Here is an 18,482-nt window from a genome sequence, read left to right as displayed (position 1 = left end):
CACGAACGGAAGCCCAAGCGCGGCTGGAAGAAGTACAGCTTGAAGCTCTGGCAAGTCTGGAGCAAGAACAGCTTAAAGCGGAGGCATTACTTGAAGATGAACGCCGCAAGTCACATCTTCAAATAGGTGAAGAAATCCGTAAATTGGAAAATCAGCATAATCAATCGGTAGATGAGCTCAAAGAAAGTTATCACAATGAGCGCAATGGGCAGAGTAAACTGCATAGTCAGGAAATTAGTGAGCTTAAGTCTCAATTCTCTGCAAAACGCATCGAGCTAGAGAGTCAAATTGAACAAGCACGAACGGAAGCCCAAGCGCGGCTGGAAGAAGTACAGCTTGAAGCTCTGGCAAGTCTGGAGCAAGAACAGCTTAAAGCGGAGGCATTACTTGAAGATGAACGCCGCAAGTCACATCTTCAAATAGGTGAAGAAATCCGTAAATTGGAAAATCAGCATAATCAATCGGTAGATGAGCTCAAAGAAAGTTATCACAATGAGCGCAATGGGCAGAGTAAACTGCATAGTCAGGAAATTAGTGAGCTTAAGTCTCAATTCTCTGCAAAACGCATCGAGCTAGAGAGTCAAATTGAACAAGCACGAACGGAAGCCCAAGCGCGGCTGGAAGAAGTACAGCTTGAAGCTCTGGCAAGTCTGGAGCAAGAACAGCTTAAAGCGGAGGCATTACTTGAAGATGAACGCCGCAAGTCACATCTTCAAATAGGTGAAGAAATCCGTAAATTGGAAAATCAGCATAATCAATCGGTAGATGAGCTCAAAGAAAGTTATCACAATGAGCGCAATGGGCAGAGTAAACTGCATAGTCAGGAAATTAGTGAGCTTAAGTCTCAATTCTCTGCAAAACGCATCGAGCTAGAGAGTCAAATTGAACAAGCACGAACGGAAGCCCAAGCGCGGCTGGAAGAAGTACAGCTTGAAGCTCTGGCAAGTCTGGAGCAAGAACAGCTTAAAGCGGAGGCATTACTTGAAGATGAACGCCGCAAGTCACATCTTCAAATAGGTGAAGAAATCCGTAAATTGGAAAATCAGCATAATCAATCGGTAGATGAGCTCAAAGAAAGTTATCACAATGAGCGCAATGGGCAGAGTAAACTGCATAGTCAGGAAATTAGTGAGCTTAAGTCTCAATTCTCTGCAAAACGCATCGAGCTAGAGAGTCAAATTGAACAAGCACGAACGGAAGCCCAAGCGCGGCTGGAAGAAGTACAGCTTGAAGCTCTGGCAAGTCTGGAGCAAGAACAGCTTAAAGCGGAGGCATTACTTGAAGATGAACGCCGCAAGTCACATCTTCAAATAGGTGAAGAAATCCGTAAATTGGAAAATCAGCATAATCAATCGGTAGATGAGCTCAAAGAAAGTTATCACAATGAGCGCAATGGGCAGAGTAAACTGCATAGTCAGGAAATTAGTGAGCTTAAGTCTCAATTCTCTGCAAAACGCATCGAGCTAGAGAGTCAAATTGAACAAGCCACGCTAGAATATAAAGCTCGTTTGGAGCAAGAACGTCGCGATGCTGCTGAGCAGCTTGAGGTCGAGCGTGTTCTTACGCAAGAGCTGCTTAAAGAAGAAACGGATAAGTTTGATCGCGAAATGAAACAACTGCAAGTTCAGCATGAGCAAGCTGCACACAAGCTTCAAACTGAGCTAGAGCAAGAGCGCAGTAAGTGGCAAGTGCAGTTAGGCAAAGATCGAGAGCAGCTGCAATTGATTAGGGCTGAACGTGATGAGATGCAGCAGCAATTGAAGCACCTGCAGGATACGAGTGAGGCGCTGATTAAGGGTAAAGCTGCCATGCAGCAATATATGGACCGATTGACGAATGAGAATGAGCAGATGCGATATCGACTGGAAGAGCGGGAAGCAGAATTTATACGTAGCCGTGAAGAATGGGAAGCCGCTTACTTGCAGACGAGTGCAGAACGAGATCATTCAGAAGAAACAGAACGCGAACTTGAACGTATACGTGAAGAGCATCGTAAGCTGCAAGAAGAATACGCGAAGCTTCAAGTTGAGTACAATGAGTGGATCGAGCTTGTCGTTGCAGAAGATGATAAGTGACAAGAAGAAACGGTTTCACCGACTTTATAAGACGGATGCGTTTCTTAAGTAAAAAAGAACAGCGGCTAGGAGCTCTGAAGTGCTCCCTAATCGCTGTTCTTTATTTTTTTACGGCTCAACAATGAGTCTAGCTTTCATGTCGGAGTGGCCTTGACCGCAGGATACGTTGCAAGTGATTAAGTAAGAACCTGCCTCGTTCGCAATGATTGTTTTGGTAGAAGGTGAGCCTTTTTTACCTGCGAGGCTACCGCTTAATCCTTCTAGCTTAATGCCATGTACACCTTCTTGAACATCTAATGTTAGTGTGAAGGGTTCACCTTTTTTCACTTTATACTCTTGTTGATCAAGTTTCCAGTTCGTTGCAACAACGGTTACTGCTGATTTGGCTGAATCTGTTGTTTCACTAAACTTAGGAGCTCCGCCGTCTCCACAAGCGGTTAAGGATAACATTATTGCTGCACCAAGCAGCAGTGTCCATAATTTCTTCATCACATAATCCCCTTTACTAAAATGATAGCCAGTGATTTATATCACAGTATCATCATAACGCAATGGGAACTAGAATGCAGTGACGAATGTGTGAAGTCATTAAATTCTCGGCAACTTGCTTAACGATGATCGCCAGAGTCTTTATTGATGGCTTCAAATGGCGTTTTCATCGGAATGAACAAGTCAATGATACCGATAATTAGTGCGGATAGCACTGCACCAAGTATCGTGATCCTTACACCCGAAACTAAGAATTGAGACACATAGATGATCACTGCGCTCGTGACGAAGCCAACAATTCCTCTTCCAAATGGTGTAATTCGAGTTTTGAACATGCTTTCCACGATAAAAGCAAGTACGGCTATGATCAGCGCAAGTAATATAGCACTTCCAAATCCGCCTACATAAAATCCTTTTATCATCCAAGAAACAACCATTAATACTAATGCGCTAATGATGAATCTTACGATCGTACCGAGGATGTTCATCGTTCACAAAACCTCCAATTAAGATGAATTTTTATTTAATTTACCCTATTTGTTATTCATTAGTACGGAAATTCGTACCAACTGAATAGCTAATCCTTCTGTTCTTAGGGTATAATAGATCATATATAAAGATTTTGAATGTTCGCGAGTAAGCGGAGAGGTTGGGAAAGTGTTGAAGGGGAAAGTACTACAAACATTGGAATATCATAAAATCATAAATAGATTAGCTGCACATGCAGAGACATCATTAGGAAGTAATTTAGCAAACGAATTAATGCCAAGTAGCGATTTAATCGAAGTTAAACGAAGATTACAAGCGACTAACGAAGCCGTTCATGTAGAGAGACTCAAGGGCAATGCTCCATTTGGCGGCATTCGTGATATCGGTCCAAGCATCCATCGGGCAAGAATTGGCGGGATGTTGAATCCGACTGAATTATTGAATATTTCAACAACGATTTTTGGGGAAAGAAGACTAAAGCGCTTCCTTGTGGCTGTGCATGAGGAATTTCCGATTCCTTTCCTATTTGATATGGCTGAATTATTAACGGAGCCTAAGGCGCTTGAAGATAAAATCAATAACTGTATCGATGACAATGCAGTCGTTGTAGATTCTGCAAGTCCCGAACTCGCGCGAGTGCGCGCTGAATTACGGACAAGTGAAGCAAGAGTTCGGGAACGTCTGGAATCGATGATTCGTAATACGTCTGTGCAGAAAATGCTTCAGGATTCGCTCATTACGATTCGTGGCGACCGTTTCGTTATCCCTGTGAAGCAGGAATATCGAAGTCATTTTGGCGGTATGATTCACGATCAATCCGCATCAGGCGCTACGTTATTTATTGAACCAGAAGCGATTGTCACGCTTAATAACAAGATTCGTGAGCTTAAATTGAAGGAAGAGGCAGAGGTTGAGCGGATTCTTCGTCTATTATCAGCAGCAGTAGCTGACCATACCGAGGAATTAACGAATGATCTTGGGATTTTGACGCAATTTGATTTCATTTTTGCCAAAGCGGGACTTGCCCGTGAATTGAAAGCAACGATGCCGATGATGAATGATCGCGGCTTTATTCGCATTCGCAAGGGACGCCATCCACTTATCGCCAAAGATGTCGTTGTACCGCTTGATCTTGAATTAGGCAATAATTACACTTCTATTATTGTAACTGGACCGAACACAGGCGGTAAGACGGTATCGTTAAAAACTGTAGGCTTGCTATCGTTAATGGCGATGTCGGGTATGTTCGTGCCTGCAGAAGAGGATTCTCAGCTCTGTGTATTTGATGGGATATTCGCCGATATCGGTGATGAACAGAGCATTGAACAGAATTTAAGTACGTTCTCGTCACATATGACGAATATTATATCCATTCTGCGTGATATGACGCCGAAGAGCCTTGTGTTATTCGACGAGTTAGGAGCGGGTACAGATCCAGCGGAAGGATCTGCACTTGCCATTTCGTTAATTGAATACATTCATCGTATGGGCTGCCGAATGATCGCAACTACGCATTATAGTGAGCTAAAAGCGTACGCCTTTCAGCGCGATGGGGTGATAAATGCATCAATGGAGTTTGATGTTGCCACACTTTCACCAACGTATCGCTTATTGCTTGGTGTTCCTGGGCGAAGCAATGCGTTTGCCATCGCCGAACGATTAGGATTGCCGAAGATGATCATTGACCGTGCGAAAGGTGAAGTCAGCGAAGATGATTTGCGCGTAGAATCGATGATTGCTTCTCTTGAAGAGAATCGTCTGACTGCTGAAGCGGAGCGCAAATTAGCGGAAGAGCTGAAACGTGAAGCGGAACAACTACGTAAAGAACTAGAAGAGCAGCGCAGGAAGTTTGATGAACAACGCGATAAACTGATGCAGAAAGCTGAGCAAGACGCAGCATCAGCTGTTGCCAAAGCACGCCGTGAAGCAGACGAAATTATTGCTGAGCTTAGACAATTGGCTAGAGAAGAAGCGGGACATGTGAAGGATCATAAGCTGATTGATGCAAAACGTCGTCTGGATCTTGCTGCACCTCAGCTTCGCGATAAGCGTGTTCGTGCCAAAACGAACCGACCAGCTGCGCTTGAAGCGGGAGATGAGGTCAAGGTACTTCATCTTGGTCAAAAGGGCCACGTGGTGGAAATCATATCGGATACGGAAGCCCTCGTTCAGCTTGGGATTATGAAAGTGAAAGTAGAGAAATCGGATCTCGAGCTTGTAACAAGTGCTGCTTCTCAGAAGCGTAAACAGGTAGTACCTGCGGCAAGCGTTAAACGTTCACGCGATGAGAATGTTCGTATGGAGCTGGATATGCGTGGAATGAATGTGGAAGAAGGGTTAATGGAGGTTGACCGCTTCCTAGACGAATCGATCATGGCTAGTCTCGGTCAAGTATATCTCATCCATGGTAAAGGAACAGGTGTTCTTCGCGCAGGAATTCAAGATTATCTTCGTCGCCACAAATTCGTTAAATCATTCCGACTTGGTGAATATAATGAAGGTGGATCAGGCGTTACAGTAGTCGTTTTGAAATAGCATAATATTAGGATCAGAAAGTGAGGCTATCTATGACGGTGGATATCCATTTAATATTGAATAATGCTTATCTGACTGCATTGGCCGTTTTCTCTGTAGCTGTACTTGCACTGATCGTTTTTCTAACAATTTTTGAGATGGTCACTAAATATAATGATTGGGAAGAAATTAAAGCAGGTAATGTATCTGTCGCAATGGCTACGGGTGGCAAAATATTTGGGATTTGCAATGTGTTTCATTTTGCAATCAAGAATAATGATTCCCTCATCCAAACGTTAATTTGGTCAGGCTTGGGCTTTGTACTGCTATTAATCTCTTACTTTATTTTTGAGTTTTTGACACCGCATTTTCATATAGACGACGAAATAAAGAAGGATAATCGGGCTGTTGGCTTGCTATCTATGATTATCTCGATTTCCATATCATTTGTCATTGGAGCTTGTGTGGATTAATGAAAGGTTAGGAAAGGAACGGTTCGTGCATTATGAAATATTTATGGGGTACTTTATTTGCACTCGCTATTGGATTTATAATAGTAGGCGTTATTTATATGATGCAAAACACGTAAGATTGAATACAAGAGTATGGAGGTAACGTTATGGAACAACAGCATGAAGTGATATGTCCTTGGTGTCAATCAGAAATACACTGGGACCCTGAGATCGGACCGGAAGATATGTGTCCTCATTGCTTCAATGAACTCGGTGACTATCGCAGCATTAAGGTTGGGATGGATACTTTAGATGAAGAAGTAGATGATGAAGATCTGGATGAAACAGATGATACGCTAGATCCAGTTGAAACGGATGATGACTGGGAAGACAATTTAGAAGAGGATACTTACAGCATAAATGCGCAGGCTTGCATAGATGAGCAGGAAGAAGCACCGGAATGCTTAAACTGTCGTGATTTATTGCTATTGACAGGTGAACGCACGGTTACAGCAGAAGAATTCACAGGACATGTCCCTGCTTCTCTTGGTAAGCAAATTCTGCCAGCACCTTTTACAGTTCAGTTCTATGTCTGTCCACAATGCTTCCGAACAGAACAAATTCTTTCGGATAAGGATCGTCTAGGCATGATCGAACGATTGAGCCAAGACATCCAGAAGTAATGGTTTTTGACTGACTACAAGAATGCTGATTTCAGCATTCTTTTTTTTATCCTGAGATGCTATGACATCTAGTAATCTATTGAACGAAGGAGATTTATTCATGTTATTGAAGTAGAATCGTGTAATCCAGCAAGTATTCACCTAATTTAGCAAAACATTTAATGGATTTTGCACCTAGAACCGTTGTATGATGATAGCTAACCATTATTTATTTGAAAAAACAATTAGGAGGATTGAAGATGGAAGCAAGGAAACTTAAAATTCTAGATCTTCTTAAGGAGGATGCCCGTCGTAGCCCAGAATTGATCGCAACGATGCTTGGTGAATCCGAGGAACAAGTTAGAGCAACAATCAAAGAGCTTGAAGAAGAGAATGTGATCGTTAAATATGCAACTGTACTCAATTGGAGTAAATTTGTAAGCGAAACGGTAACTGCCTTAATTGAAGTACAAATTACACCTGAACGCGGTCATGGATTTGATGCGATTGCGGAAAGGATTTACTTATATCCAGAAGTGAAATCCGTTTATTTGATGTCAGGAGCCTATGATTTGCTTGTTGAAATAGAAGGAAGCTCTCTACAGGATGTCGCTTCATTCGTATCTAACAAGTTAGCCTCACTTGATCGTGTATTGTCGACGAAGACTCATTTCATATTAAAGAAATATAAGCAGGACGGTATTATCTTTGAGAACAAAGAGGATGATAATCGACTGCCGATTACGCCGTGAAGGATGATGAACGATGAACAGTAACCCAATAACAAGCAAACGTCAATCGATGAAAGATTATGTTGCGCCACTCGTTCGGGACATTCAGCCTTCTGGTATTCGCAGATTTTTTGACTTAGCATCAGGATCCAAAGATATTATCTCATTAGGTGTTGGTGAACCCGATTTCGTTACACCATGGCATGTCAGAGAAGCGGCTGTCTATTCACTTGAACGCGGTAAAACGCAATACACTCCCAATTCCGGTACAGTAGAATTGCGTGAAGCAATTGCGGAGTATTTGTATACCTCATTTCAAACGAAATATGAGCCCTCCAATGAAATTCTGGTCACGATCGGTGGCTCGGAGGCTATCGACCTTGCACTTCGTACATTAATCGAACCAGGGGATGAAGTTCTCGTTCCGGAGCCGTGTTATATTTCTTATTCACCTATTATTGCAATTAGTGGGGGTAAATCCGTCGGAATTGAGACTTCAGCTGAAAATAATTTCAAGCTGACGCCAGAAAGACTGAAAGCCGCAATTACACCACGTTCCAAAGTGTTGATCTTATGTTATCCAAGTAATCCAACTGGGGGCATTATGACCTATGAGGATTGGGAGCCAATCGCCAAAATTGTTGAAGAACATGATTTAATCGTAATTTCTGACGAAATTTATGCAGAGCTTACCTATGATCGGAAGCATGTTTCTTTTGCAGCAATGCCTGATATGGCTGATCGCACCATTCTAGTATCTGGTTTCTCCAAAGCATTCGCTATGACAGGATGGAGAATGGGTTATGCTTGCGGTCATCGTGATCTCATTAGTGAAATGCTCAAAATTCACCAATATACCGTGATGTGTGCGCCTGTAATGGGACAGGTTGCTGCGCTTGAAGCCCTTAAGAACGGTATGGAAGATAAGGATCGTATGGTGGAATCCTACAATCAACGTCGAAGACTTGTCGTTAAGGGCTTTAGAGAAATAGGACTTGAATGCCATGAACCGCAAGGTGCATTCTATGCATTCCCATCTATCCGCTCAACAGGTCTTACTTCAGATGAGTTTGCTAGGCTATTACTCACAGAAGCAAGAGTAGCTGCAGTCCCAGGCGATGTATTTGGCCTAGGCGGAGAGGGTTTTATCCGCTGTTCTTATGCAACCTCAGTCGCACAATTAAATGAAGCTTTAGATAGAATCGGTAACACAATTGCCAAATTGTGACGAAAATCCTATTTTCAAGGCGAGGATAAAATGGTATATTTATACTAAATAAGTCGGAGAGAGGGAGATGAATAGATGACCTATATCGATTATCAGCTTCTAGAAACCTCTAATCAATGGCTTATTCAGGATTCGACGAATAAGAGGCGCTGGCTGCTCCGAAAGTCGATGTGTATCACCTCTCAACGTGATTTAGAAGAGCAAATTCATGATTTACGATTAAGGCTTGAACGCCTCGTACTTGGTGGTCAGAAGATGACTTCTGATCGTGTCATAGAAGTTAGTATGGAGCTTGATGTCAAAATTATAGAATATATGAATACAGAGAAAGGGACTGAGTAATGTCAGTCTCTTTTGTATGTATTATAGAATTTATGACTTTTGCGTCATAAATTCTAAGAAATACATTAAGAAACCGATCCGTACTTAAAGACGGAGAAACCGCTTCTTCTTGTAAATCATGTTTTTTTATTATTCTATTAATAGGCGCTAATTCTAGCTTAGTCACTCTCTATTTCGAAAAGAAGCTCAATCGCATTTACATCAAACTCATTTGTGATCCGATAGGAGTGGCCTTTGTTTGTGGCATAGTCAAAAGTATCAACAGCACCATTATCAGAAACCATCATAGCAAAAATCAGTTCATTTCCAAAACTTAGAGTAATTTGATAGGCCTTTTCAGAACTTGGTGTTGCATTCTTATCATATTTCCATTCTATTTGAGAGAATAAGTTAATCACTTTATCTATTTTCTCTTTATGTTTTACAAAAAGATCTCGTTGTGGTTTAAAAGTGCCGCGCTCTTCAAGAAGAATGGAAGTTACCTCTCTTGTGTCAAAATGCTTATTATAAAGTTCGGTAAATGAGTTTATTTTCTTAGCATTATCTTGATTTTTATATATACTTAATCCAATTGCTCCTAGAATCAATAACACTACGATAAGAATAGAGATTGATTTTCGGTATCGTTTCAATTCATATTCCCCCTTTAGTATGTTATGTATGGGCTTTTTTCCATATTTCGTTAAATTTTATAATATCTCAACTAACCTTAGATTTCAAAACAAAATCACTCAGCTATGCTACGCATATCTCTTTGATGGTCAAATCCATTTACACGCACATTCTTGCCTTTATATGTACTGACATATGATTTGTTAAATCTGCAGCATCTAAAATAATGTCACTTTCTAAACTTGTTAAAACGTCCCATTCATGCATAATGCTTGCTAGCTTGGACAATTGCATCAAATATATGCTGCTTTCCTTGTCAAATAGTTGAAGTACGCATATAATTCTACTTGAAAGCAGAATGCTTGAATAAACATTCCAAGTAAATATCGATAACAGATAGGTGCCTTTGCAGATGCGCTCTAACGTCTGCAAGGTTAAAAGGGAAGCTGGTGAGAATCCAGCACGGTCCCGCCACTGTAACTGGAAGCTAGCTTCATGAAGCCACTGTCATAACGGGAAGGCGAAGTCTAGCGCTAGAATCGGAATCCGTCTATTTAGGATGTTAACCGTTTCTTCATGTAACCAGTAAGTCAGGAAACCTGCCTATGTGTTTATACAACGACATCCTTCGAGGAGAGGACTATCGCTAAACACGGATATTGGACTAAATCTAGGCTAATGAACTCCGTATTTATCGTCCCCTCTGTTCTTAATGAATAGAGGGGATTTCATTTGGTGATGCTGTATCACCTTAAGAATTGAATTCTATCTTTGTAAGGAACAAGTATAACTATCTGCTACTTGGCACATCACAATCAAGCCTTCTTGCTCCATTCATTTTAGGGGGAGAGTAATTATGAAGACAGATTTACGCAAAAACAAATTATTCATGTCATTACTAACAGCATCACTTCTAGTCGTAATGACGGCATGTGGAGCTAAGACAGCTGATCCGGCAGCCACTGCTACACCAACACCAGCTGCAGCAACAACTCCAGCACCAGAAGCGAAGGCAGATGCTCATACGCAATATCCGCTGACCGTTAAGGATGCAACTGGACAAGAGTTCAAGTTCGATAAAGCACCAGAGCGCATTGTATCAGTATCGCCTGCGGAAACGGAATCGCTTTTTGCATTAGGACTAGGAGATAAAATCGTTGGTGTATCCGATTACGATGATTACCCGGAAGAAGCAAAGTCTAAGCCGAAGATGGGTAGTATTACAAAACCAACTGTAGAAGCCTTGATCGGAGCTAAACCTGACATCGTATTCACAGGCGTTTCGATGAAAGAGGCTACGGTTGAAGAACTTCGTAAGGTTGGCATTCAAATTTTTAAAGTTGAGCCTAAGACGCTTGATGATGTCATGAACAATATTGTGCTATATGGTCAAATTACCGATGCAAATGAAGCTGCGCAAAAGATTGTTACGAAGATGAAACAGGAAATCGAGCTTGTTCAATCAGCAGTGAAAGATGTGAAGCCAGAAGATCGTAAGAAAGTGCTTCTTGAGTTCTCACCAGGCTGGACAGTGGGTAAGGGAGAATTCATGAGCGAGCTGATTACGATTGCTGGTGGTGTTAACGTTGCAGCTGAGTTAGGAATTACAGGTTGGGCAGAAATGAACGAAGAGCTAATTATTCAGCAAAATCCTCAAGTTATCTTATACGCAGATAAGCTTGTAGATGATAAGAGCAAGAAAACATTAGAAACGTTGATCCGTGAACGTGCGAGCTGGAGCAAGGTTGACGCTATTGTAAAAAATCAACTGTTCGGTCTTGATGTGAATAGCTTGAGCCGTCCTGGACCACGTGTAACAGAAGGCTTGTTACAGGTTGCGAAAGCTTTATATCCAGACCTGGTTAAATAATCGATGAAAAAAAAGCTATTAATTTGGGGAGGAGCAGGAGTTCTGCTCCTGCTCCTTGCTATTTTTATAGCGATTTTCGTAGGTGCTAGCTATGTGTCACCTTCTCAAATTGTGAGAATCATGATCAGTCGTCTTCCAATGGTCGGAGATTGGATTACACCTGATTGGGATAGCTCTGCAGAACAGATTATAATGAATGTTCGATTTCCACGCGTCGTGCTCGGTATTCTGGTCGGTGCTTCTTTGGCAGTGGCAGGTGCTGCATTTCAAGGCGTATTGCGCAACCCGCTAGCTGATCCATATACATTAGGCGTTGCGTCGGGTTCATCAGTTGGTGCTGCCATTCTTATTTATTTTGGACTTCAATATGCCTTATTCGGTCAATGGACAATACCAATTGTCGCTTTTATAACTGGGATTATGACGCTCTGGATCGTATTGAAGCTGGCACAAGAGAATGGTCAGATGAAAAAGGAGACATTGATTCTATCAGGTGTGGTAACACAGGCCTTCTTAGGCGCTATCGTTTCATTCCTTGTAGCGATGTCCAAACAGACGATTAATGAAATTATGTTTTGGTTAATGGGCTCTTTAACGATGCGGGGTTGGGAATACTCCTTGGTCATTGGACCCTATCTTGCAATTGGTCTTATCATTCTAGTTGGTAATGCGAGATCGCTTAACTTATTCTCATTAGGGGAGCGTCAAGCAGCACATTTGGGTGTGCATGTAGAAAGGACTAAGCTGATTGTCTTATGCGTTGCAACACTATTAACAGCAGCAGCTGTTTCGGTATCAGGTGTAATTGGGTTCGTAGGCTTAATTGTTCCACATCTCATCCGAATGATTGTCGGGCCAGATTATAGGCTGCTCATTCCGCTTTCTGCGATCGGCGGAGGTATTTATGTTCTCTTGGCAGATACGTTAGCACGAACAGTGCTGGCACCAACCGAAATTCCGCTAGGGGTTGTTACAGCGTTTATTGGTGCACCATTCTTCGCTTATTTACTGCATCAACAGAAACAGGGCAAACGCAAAAAAGGATAACAGACAGGAGGAAGGACATTGATTAAGCTAAGCCATATCACGAAGGCATATGATTCGCATGTTGTTTTGAATGATATCAGCTTTAACATACAGCAAGGGGAGTTCATAGGCTTAATCGGTCCAAATGGCAGCGGCAAATCGACTTTACTGCGCATGCTCTCAGGTGTGGAACGAGTAGATCAAGGTGTCGTCGAGCTCAGAGGGAAGCGTGTACACGAATATCCACGTAAGGAAATTGCGCGATGGCTTGCTGTTCTGGAGCAAGAAGCGCTCCCGTCATTAGGCTTTACAACACGAGAGATCGTCGAAATGGGACGGTATCCGTTTCAGAACTGGCTTGGAGATGATTCAAATAATGGACATCAGCTTGTAGATCGCATTATGGAGCATCTGCAATTGCAGGATATTGAGGATCGCAAAATTGATACGCTAAGTGGAGGCCAAAGGCAGCGAGTTGCGCTTGGGAGAGTAATGGCGCAGGAGCCTCTATTACTTCTGCTCGATGAACCTACTACCTATTTGGACATTGCCTATCAAATTCAAATGATGGATTACATCCACCAGTGGCAGGTCGAATGTGGTCTGACGGTTGTTGCTGTACTACATGATTTGAATTTGGCAGCTCAATATTGTACGCGTCTGATGATGGTCAGCAAGGGTCAAATTGTAGCAGATGGAAAACCAGAAGAGATTATTTCGCCTGAATTGATTAAACAGGTGTATGGGACAGAGCCAATCGTACTGAAGCATCCAACTAGCGGTGTTCCGCAAATCCTGCTGCAGCCGACGGGCTTGAATGGAATGTAAGGATAAAAATACCTAAAAATGTAAAAATATGATTTGGTACAAAGGAGTGCTTTGAAGCATGGCGATACTGGTAACAGGTGGCGCACGCAGCGGCAAAAGTTCATTCGCTGAGCGGCTCGCAGCGAAGCGGGGAACCGTAGGGCTGTACATTGCTACAGCCCAGATCTATGATGAAGAGATGCGCGAACGCATCTCTTTGCATCAGCAGCAGCGAAGCAGCGGTACCTTCCCGTGGACAACACGGGAGGAGCCGTATGCGCTAGCGGGGCTGCTACGTGAGCTGGGAAGCGGCGGTGAACAGGGGAACCGTGAGCGGAGCGAAGCAGGTAAGGAAGCCGCTGGCGCGGAGCGAACGGTGGTGCTTGTGGACTGCCTCACGCTGTGGCTGTCCAATCAATTGCTCCGGCACGAAGATCAGCCGGAGGCAGAAGCCGCCGTGACGGCGATGATCGCGGATTTGGTGGATGCTGTGGCATCCTACCCTTATCCGCTCATCCTCGTCACGAACGAGGTCGGTGACGGCATCGTGCCCGTCACCAAGCTAGGCCGGCAATTCCGAGATCTTGCCGGCAGACTAAACCAACAGCTCGCCTCTATCTGCTCGCAGGTGTTCCTCGTCACCGCAGGTATTCCGATTGAGCTGCGAAGCTTGGCGTATAGGCTGGAAGAAAGCGAGCTGTTGTAATTGCTTTTTTATTCTTTTATCGAAATCATATGGATTGTTATAGCCGCAATACTCCTAGATCTAATCATTGGCGATCCGAGTTGGCCTACTCACCCCGTTATTCTGATCGGTCGCTGCATTAGCTTGCTGGAGAAGCGGCTTTTGACGTCTAAAGAGACTGTACTTTCCTCTCGGGCAAAATTGTGGAGAGGTGTCATGCTAACTGTAACAATTACGATTTTTAGCGGACTTGCATTATGGGGGATTGTCGCTATGGCAGCATGGATTCACCCTTGGCTCGGTTATGCGATCAGTGTGTGGTTCATTGCTTCGACGATTGCCGTTAAAGGTCTTAAGCAGGCAGCTTATCAGGTGTTAAAGCCAATTCGATCTGGTCATATGGAGGATGCGCGTAAATATACGGGCTATATTGTAGGTAGGGATACGAAGGATTTGCCAGAAGGAGAGCTTACGAGAGCAGTCGTGGAAACCGTGGCAGAAAATATTGTCGATGCCGTTATTTCTCCATTGTTCTTTGCTTTGCTAGGCGGAGCGCCTTTTGCTATGCTATACAGAGCAAGTAATACGCTTGATTCGATGGTCGGCTATCGGAACGAGCGCTACCTCTATTTTGGACGAGCATCTGCCAGATGGGATGATGTCATGAACTGGATTCCAGCGCGACTTACAGGGGTTCTGCTATTAATTGTAGCTTTGATTGATAGAAAGCTATCAGCTGTTCGTGGTTTTCGTTCCATTATTACTTTCGCTCGCAAGCATCCGAGTCCGAATAGCGGAATACCCGAATCGGCAGTTGCTGGAGCGATTGGCATTGAGCTAGGCGGGTGCAATATTTATGGCGGCGTTGTTAGTGAGCGTGCTAGATTAGGTTGGCCGCTTAGAGAACGGAATGCAGATGATATTGTCCTAACTGTTCGAATGCTATACGGTACTGTTTATGTTGTGATGGGAGGATTATTGATATGGGCAATGCTCATCATCCGATGACCAAATGGCTGCATGGTCTTATATCGGCTTTTCAGTTTCTATCGCGAATCCCTGTCCCCATCGAGATTCATTATGATGAACAGGTTTTTAAACGAAGTGTACCTTTCTATCCGCTTGTTGGCGGTGTGATTGGATTATTGTTATATGCCATTTCTTATGTTAGCGAAGCTATATTGCCTGCGCTTCCTGCCTCTATACTTATCCTTATTGGTTGGATTGCGTTAACAGGCGGACTGCATCTGGATGGCTTAATGGATACGGCTGATGGCATTCTTAGTCATCGAAGTCGAGAGCGAATGCTTGAAATTATGAAAGACAGTCGAGTGGGCGCGATGGGCGTTATCGTCTGCGTATTATATCTGTTAATGAAATTTTCGTTGATCTATATGGTTGTTACAGAGAATCGAATGGGTCTGCTGGTCAGTCTACTGATCATTCCGATTTGGAGTCGGTGGTTTATCACGGCTGCCATTACAATCTGGCCTTATGCTCGCATAAATGCTGGTATGGGCAGCATGTTTAAAGGAACGCCTATTCGTTATGTGATTTACGGGGCAGTAGTGAGTACTTTGCTAAGTTTAATTATATACGATGTGTTGCTAATGAATGGATTCTCTGATCAATGGCGACTAATGCTATTAGTTGTTGGCGGCATGCTGTTGATTGGTTTAGCTGCTGGGGTTTATATCGCTCGCAAGCTAGGCGGTCAAACTGGCGATACTTATGGGACACTTAATGAATTAGTTGAGTTAGCAGGACTTATGATCGTTGTATCTTATTACCATTTCATGATGTAATTGGTTAGGAGGCTTACATATGCTTGAACGATATGGGCATGGTGGCGATATTCGGACGGCTGAGGAAGCGTTCGGGCTAGCGAAAGAGCAGTTTGTAGACTTCTCTGCGAATATGAATCCTCTTGGACCGCCAGAGGTGATTGAAGAGATTATCAAGACGAAGTGGGCGGATGTTATCCGTTATCCGGATCCTGCTTCACGCGATCTGGTACATGCGATAGCCAGCTATTATGATATTCCCGAAGCAAGCATACTCATCGGCAATGGGGCCGCTGAGTTGATTGATTTGCTCGTGCGTGAGATTAGTCCCAAGGTGACGGGACTTGCTCGTCCTAGTTTCACGGAATATGAAGATGCGGTGCGACATGCGGAGGGCAAAATTTATTCGATTCCACTCTCTGAAGAACATGATTTTACTCTGCAATCGACAGAGATTGAGCAAGCGATCAGCAGAACCGATCTGATCTTCTTGGGTCATCCGAATAATCCAACTGGCAAGCTAGTACCAAGGCCAATTATTGATCAGATCATGGAAAATCATCACCCTTTGATATTAGATGAGGCTTTTATCGATTTTTTGCCTGACGAATGGAATGTTAGCCAGATTCGCCGAGCTGCAGCTGAGCCGAATTTATTTGTGATTCGTTCGATGACGAAATTTTATACGATCCCCGGGATTAGGCTTGGCTTCATGGTCGCTCACCCGGATTTAATCGGTAGATTAAGAGAGCGTAAAGTGGCGTGGAGTGTGAATTTTCTGGCGCAAGCCATTGGTGAAGCTGTGCTCGATCCACAAGATGGACGGAATATCGAGTATGCGAACCGAACACAAGCATGGTTATCGGTAGAACGCCTATGGTTAACCGAGCAGCTGGAAGCGCTCAGATTGCGGGTTACGGCAAGTGAAGTTAATTTTCTACTCTTCAAAATAGATGAACAAATGGGATTAACGATTCAGCAATTGCAGCAGCAGTTAGGTCATAAGGGTGTTTTGGTACGAGATGCCTCATTATTTAACGGGCTTAATAATCTCTATGGCAGAGTTGCTATTCGTTTAAGATCCGATAATGAAAGATTAGTACAGGCGTTAAGAGAAATACTACACGATAATCGGAAATAAGGAGCTGTTTGAAGGATGAATATGGCAACACCTAACAAGGCTCGAACGATCATGATTTTAGGGACAAGCTCTGATGTAGGCAAAAGCATCGTGACGACAGGGCTATGTCGCATTTTTCATGAGGATGGTTGGAAGGTAGCTCCTTTTAAGTCGCAGAATATGTCGAACAATTCATATGTAACGATAGATGGCAAGGAGATTGGACGAGCTCAAGGCGTTCAGGCAGACGCCTGTCAGATTCAAGCGACGACGGATATGAATCCGATTCTCTTAAAGCCGAAGGGGGATATGACCTCACAAACGATTGTCCACGGGGTTCCAGTTGCTGATTTTAACGCTAGAACGTATCGGGAGGATTATTTGCCCAAGGCTGAGGGCATTGTTAAAGAGGCGATCCATCGTTTAAGAGAACAGGTAGAAATTGTGGTGATGGAAGGTGCAGGCAGTCCTGCGGAAGTAAATCTAAAGGACAATGACATCGTGAACATGCGGGCAGCGGCATGGGGAGAAGCGCCAGCAGTACTTGTTGCGGATATTGATCGTGGAGGCGTGTTTGCTTCGATTGTCGGTACACTCGAAATTCTGACAGAGGAAGAGCGAGCACGAGTGCAGGGATTTATTATTAATAAATTCCGTGGGGACGTTACTTTGCTGCAACCTGGTCTTGATTGGCTCGAAGCACGTACGGGTAAACCCGTTCTAGGGGTGATTCCATACTTGCCGATGTTGGGCATTGAAGATGAAGATTCAGCCTCTCTCGATTCCAAAAGGCAGATTAACCGCCAGTCGCCATCAGATCCTTCCTCCGATAAGCCTTTGGATATAGCCGTCATTCGCTTCCCTCGCATATCCAATTTTACCGATATTGACCCCCTCTATGAAGAAGAAGATGTCCAAGTTCGTTATATTTCACATCCCGGCGAATGGGGCAATCCGGATGCGATTATTATACCGGGAAGCAAGAATACGACAGAGGATTTACGATATTTACGCAGTTCAGGCATGCAGAAGCTGCTGCTCGAATATATGTTTGAGCAAGGTGGGCATGTGATTGGGATTTGCGGTGGGTACCAGATGCTAGGTCGCAAGCTGCTTGATCCAAATCAAGTGGAGTCGAATGAAACGGAGTATTTCGGACTAGGTGTATTTCCTGCAATCACCACTTTTGCCGAAACCAAACGAACCGTACGAGTAAGAGGTACTTCAACACTATTTACGTCAGAGCCTGTTGCGATCGACGGATATGAGATTCACATGGGACAGACAGAGTTCGAAGAAGAGACACTACATCCTTTTATCATTGATCAGGCTTCTGAAGGTGCTTCAGTCGATGATGGACGCATATGGGGAACGTACATCCATGGTATTCTCCATAATGATGATCTACGCCGACAGTGGCTGAATAAGCTGAGGAAGCATAAGGGATTAAGCCCGCTTGAAGCGAATTTAAGATTCAAAGAGAAACGAGAGCAAGCTTTTGACAGATTAGCCTCGCATATGAGACAGCATTTGGACTTGGCGCATATTTATACTATGATAGGATTATCAGATCCTGCAAAGGGAACGGGGGATTAA

18 protein-coding genes and 1 riboswitch are annotated in these 18,482 nt (G+C 43.5%); of the genes, 15 read left to right on the top strand and 3 right to left on the bottom strand.

Features of this window, described 5'->3' with window-relative positions; genetic code table 11:
* A partial coding sequence (locus E0485_RS25220) for a hypothetical protein (protein ID WP_165921245.1) occupies positions 1-2,075 on the top strand: 2,075 nt, incomplete at its 5' end.
* 108 nt (positions 2,076-2,183) lie between these two features.
* On the opposite strand, the gene E0485_RS20720 is transcribed toward E0485_RS25220, so the two are convergent.
* The gene (locus tag E0485_RS20720) at positions 2,184-2,564 is read right to left on the bottom strand and encodes a cupredoxin domain-containing protein (protein WP_132419983.1); all 381 of its coding nucleotides are present in this window, start codon (positions 2,562-2,564) and stop codon (positions 2,184-2,186) included.
* 119 nt (positions 2,565-2,683) lie between these two features.
* A complete protein-coding gene (locus E0485_RS20715) occupies positions 2,684-3,052 on the bottom strand; it encodes a phage holin family protein (protein WP_132419982.1) in 369 nt (122 codons plus the stop codon).
* A gap of 172 nt (positions 3,053-3,224) precedes the next feature.
* Between E0485_RS20715 and E0485_RS20710 the strand changes: the two genes are divergently transcribed.
* The 6 genes from E0485_RS20710 (at position 3,225) to E0485_RS20685 (ending at position 8,982) form a co-directional block, all read left to right on the top strand.
* Complete coding sequence (locus tag E0485_RS20710) at positions 3,225-5,588, top strand: endonuclease MutS2 (RefSeq protein WP_132419987.1); 2,364 nt, start codon at positions 3,225-3,227, stop codon at positions 5,586-5,588.
* A 32-nt stretch (positions 5,589-5,620) separates the two neighbouring features.
* On the top strand, positions 5,621-6,040 hold the full coding sequence (locus E0485_RS20705) for a DUF350 domain-containing protein (protein WP_132419981.1): 420 nt from the start codon (positions 5,621-5,623) through the stop codon (positions 6,038-6,040).
* A 146-nt stretch (positions 6,041-6,186) separates the two neighbouring features.
* Entirely contained in the window at positions 6,187-6,702 is a 516-nt protein-coding gene (locus tag E0485_RS20700; RefSeq protein WP_132419980.1) for a hypothetical protein, read from the top strand.
* 239 nt (positions 6,703-6,941) lie between these two features.
* Positions 6,942-7,433 (top strand): Lrp/AsnC family transcriptional regulator, encoded by a 492-nt coding sequence (locus E0485_RS20695; protein WP_132419979.1) that lies wholly within the window; start codon positions 6,942-6,944, stop codon positions 7,431-7,433.
* A 13-nt stretch (positions 7,434-7,446) separates the two neighbouring features.
* Positions 7,447-8,640, top strand: a complete 1,194-nt coding sequence (locus E0485_RS20690; RefSeq protein WP_132419978.1) for an aminotransferase class I/II-fold pyridoxal phosphate-dependent enzyme — start codon at positions 7,447-7,449, stop codon at positions 8,638-8,640.
* Positions 8,641-8,715: 75 nt separating this feature from the next.
* Complete coding sequence (locus E0485_RS20685) at positions 8,716-8,982, top strand: Spo0E family sporulation regulatory protein-aspartic acid phosphatase (RefSeq protein ID WP_132419977.1); 267 nt, start codon at positions 8,716-8,718, stop codon at positions 8,980-8,982.
* Between the two features lie 158 nt (positions 8,983-9,140).
* Here the strand turns inward: E0485_RS20685 and E0485_RS20680 are convergent, their stop codons facing one another.
* A complete protein-coding gene (locus E0485_RS20680; protein WP_132419976.1) occupies positions 9,141-9,614 on the bottom strand; it encodes a hypothetical protein in 474 nt (157 codons plus the stop codon).
* 361 nt (positions 9,615-9,975) lie between these two features.
* Positions 9,976-10,215, top strand: a riboswitch (cobalamin riboswitch).
* A gap of 235 nt (positions 10,216-10,450) precedes the next feature.
* Between E0485_RS20680 and E0485_RS20675 the strand changes: the two genes are divergently transcribed.
* The 8 genes from E0485_RS20675 to E0485_RS25585 are packed head-to-tail and all read left to right on the top strand — an operon-like array spanning position 10,451 to position 18,482.
* Complete coding sequence (locus E0485_RS20675) at positions 10,451-11,464, top strand: ABC transporter substrate-binding protein (protein ID WP_132419975.1); 1,014 nt, start codon at positions 10,451-10,453, stop codon at positions 11,462-11,464.
* A 3-nt stretch (positions 11,465-11,467) separates the two neighbouring features.
* Positions 11,468-12,511 (top strand): FecCD family ABC transporter permease, encoded by a 1,044-nt coding sequence (locus E0485_RS20670; RefSeq protein WP_132419974.1) that lies wholly within the window; start codon positions 11,468-11,470, stop codon positions 12,509-12,511.
* 18 nt (positions 12,512-12,529) lie between these two features.
* On the top strand, positions 12,530-13,318 hold the full coding sequence (locus E0485_RS20665) for an ABC transporter ATP-binding protein (RefSeq protein WP_132419973.1): 789 nt from the start codon (positions 12,530-12,532) through the stop codon (positions 13,316-13,318).
* A gap of 58 nt (positions 13,319-13,376) precedes the next feature.
* Positions 13,377-14,003 (top strand): bifunctional adenosylcobinamide kinase/adenosylcobinamide-phosphate guanylyltransferase, encoded by a 627-nt coding sequence (locus E0485_RS20660; protein ID WP_132419972.1) that lies wholly within the window; start codon positions 13,377-13,379, stop codon positions 14,001-14,003.
* The gene (gene cbiB, locus E0485_RS20655; RefSeq protein WP_132419971.1) at positions 14,004-14,990 is read left to right on the top strand and encodes an adenosylcobinamide-phosphate synthase CbiB; all 987 of its coding nucleotides are present in this window, start codon (positions 14,004-14,006) and stop codon (positions 14,988-14,990) included.
* Entirely contained in the window at positions 14,966-15,787 is an 822-nt protein-coding gene (gene cobS / locus E0485_RS20650; protein WP_235857659.1) for an adenosylcobinamide-GDP ribazoletransferase, read from the top strand. The genes cbiB and cobS overlap by 25 nt, the downstream gene beginning before the upstream one ends.
* A 19-nt stretch (positions 15,788-15,806) precedes the next feature.
* Positions 15,807-16,907 carry a threonine-phosphate decarboxylase CobD gene (cobD, locus tag E0485_RS25590; protein ID WP_165921244.1) on the top strand — a complete coding sequence of 367 codons (1,101 nt, stop codon included), beginning with the start codon at positions 15,807-15,809 and terminating at the stop codon, positions 16,905-16,907.
* A gap of 15 nt (positions 16,908-16,922) precedes the next feature.
* On the top strand, positions 16,923-18,482 hold the full coding sequence (locus E0485_RS25585) for a cobyric acid synthase (RefSeq protein WP_235857658.1): 1,560 nt from the start codon (positions 16,923-16,925) through the stop codon (positions 18,480-18,482).

It is taken from the genome of Paenibacillus albiflavus, from assembly GCF_004344915.1.
In the GTDB taxonomy this organism is placed as follows: domain Bacteria; phylum Bacillota; class Bacilli; order Paenibacillales; family NBRC-103111; genus Paenibacillus_AM; species Paenibacillus_AM albiflavus.
Note: the sequence above shows the minus strand (reverse complement) of the source record. Positions and strands in the feature narration are given on the sequence as shown.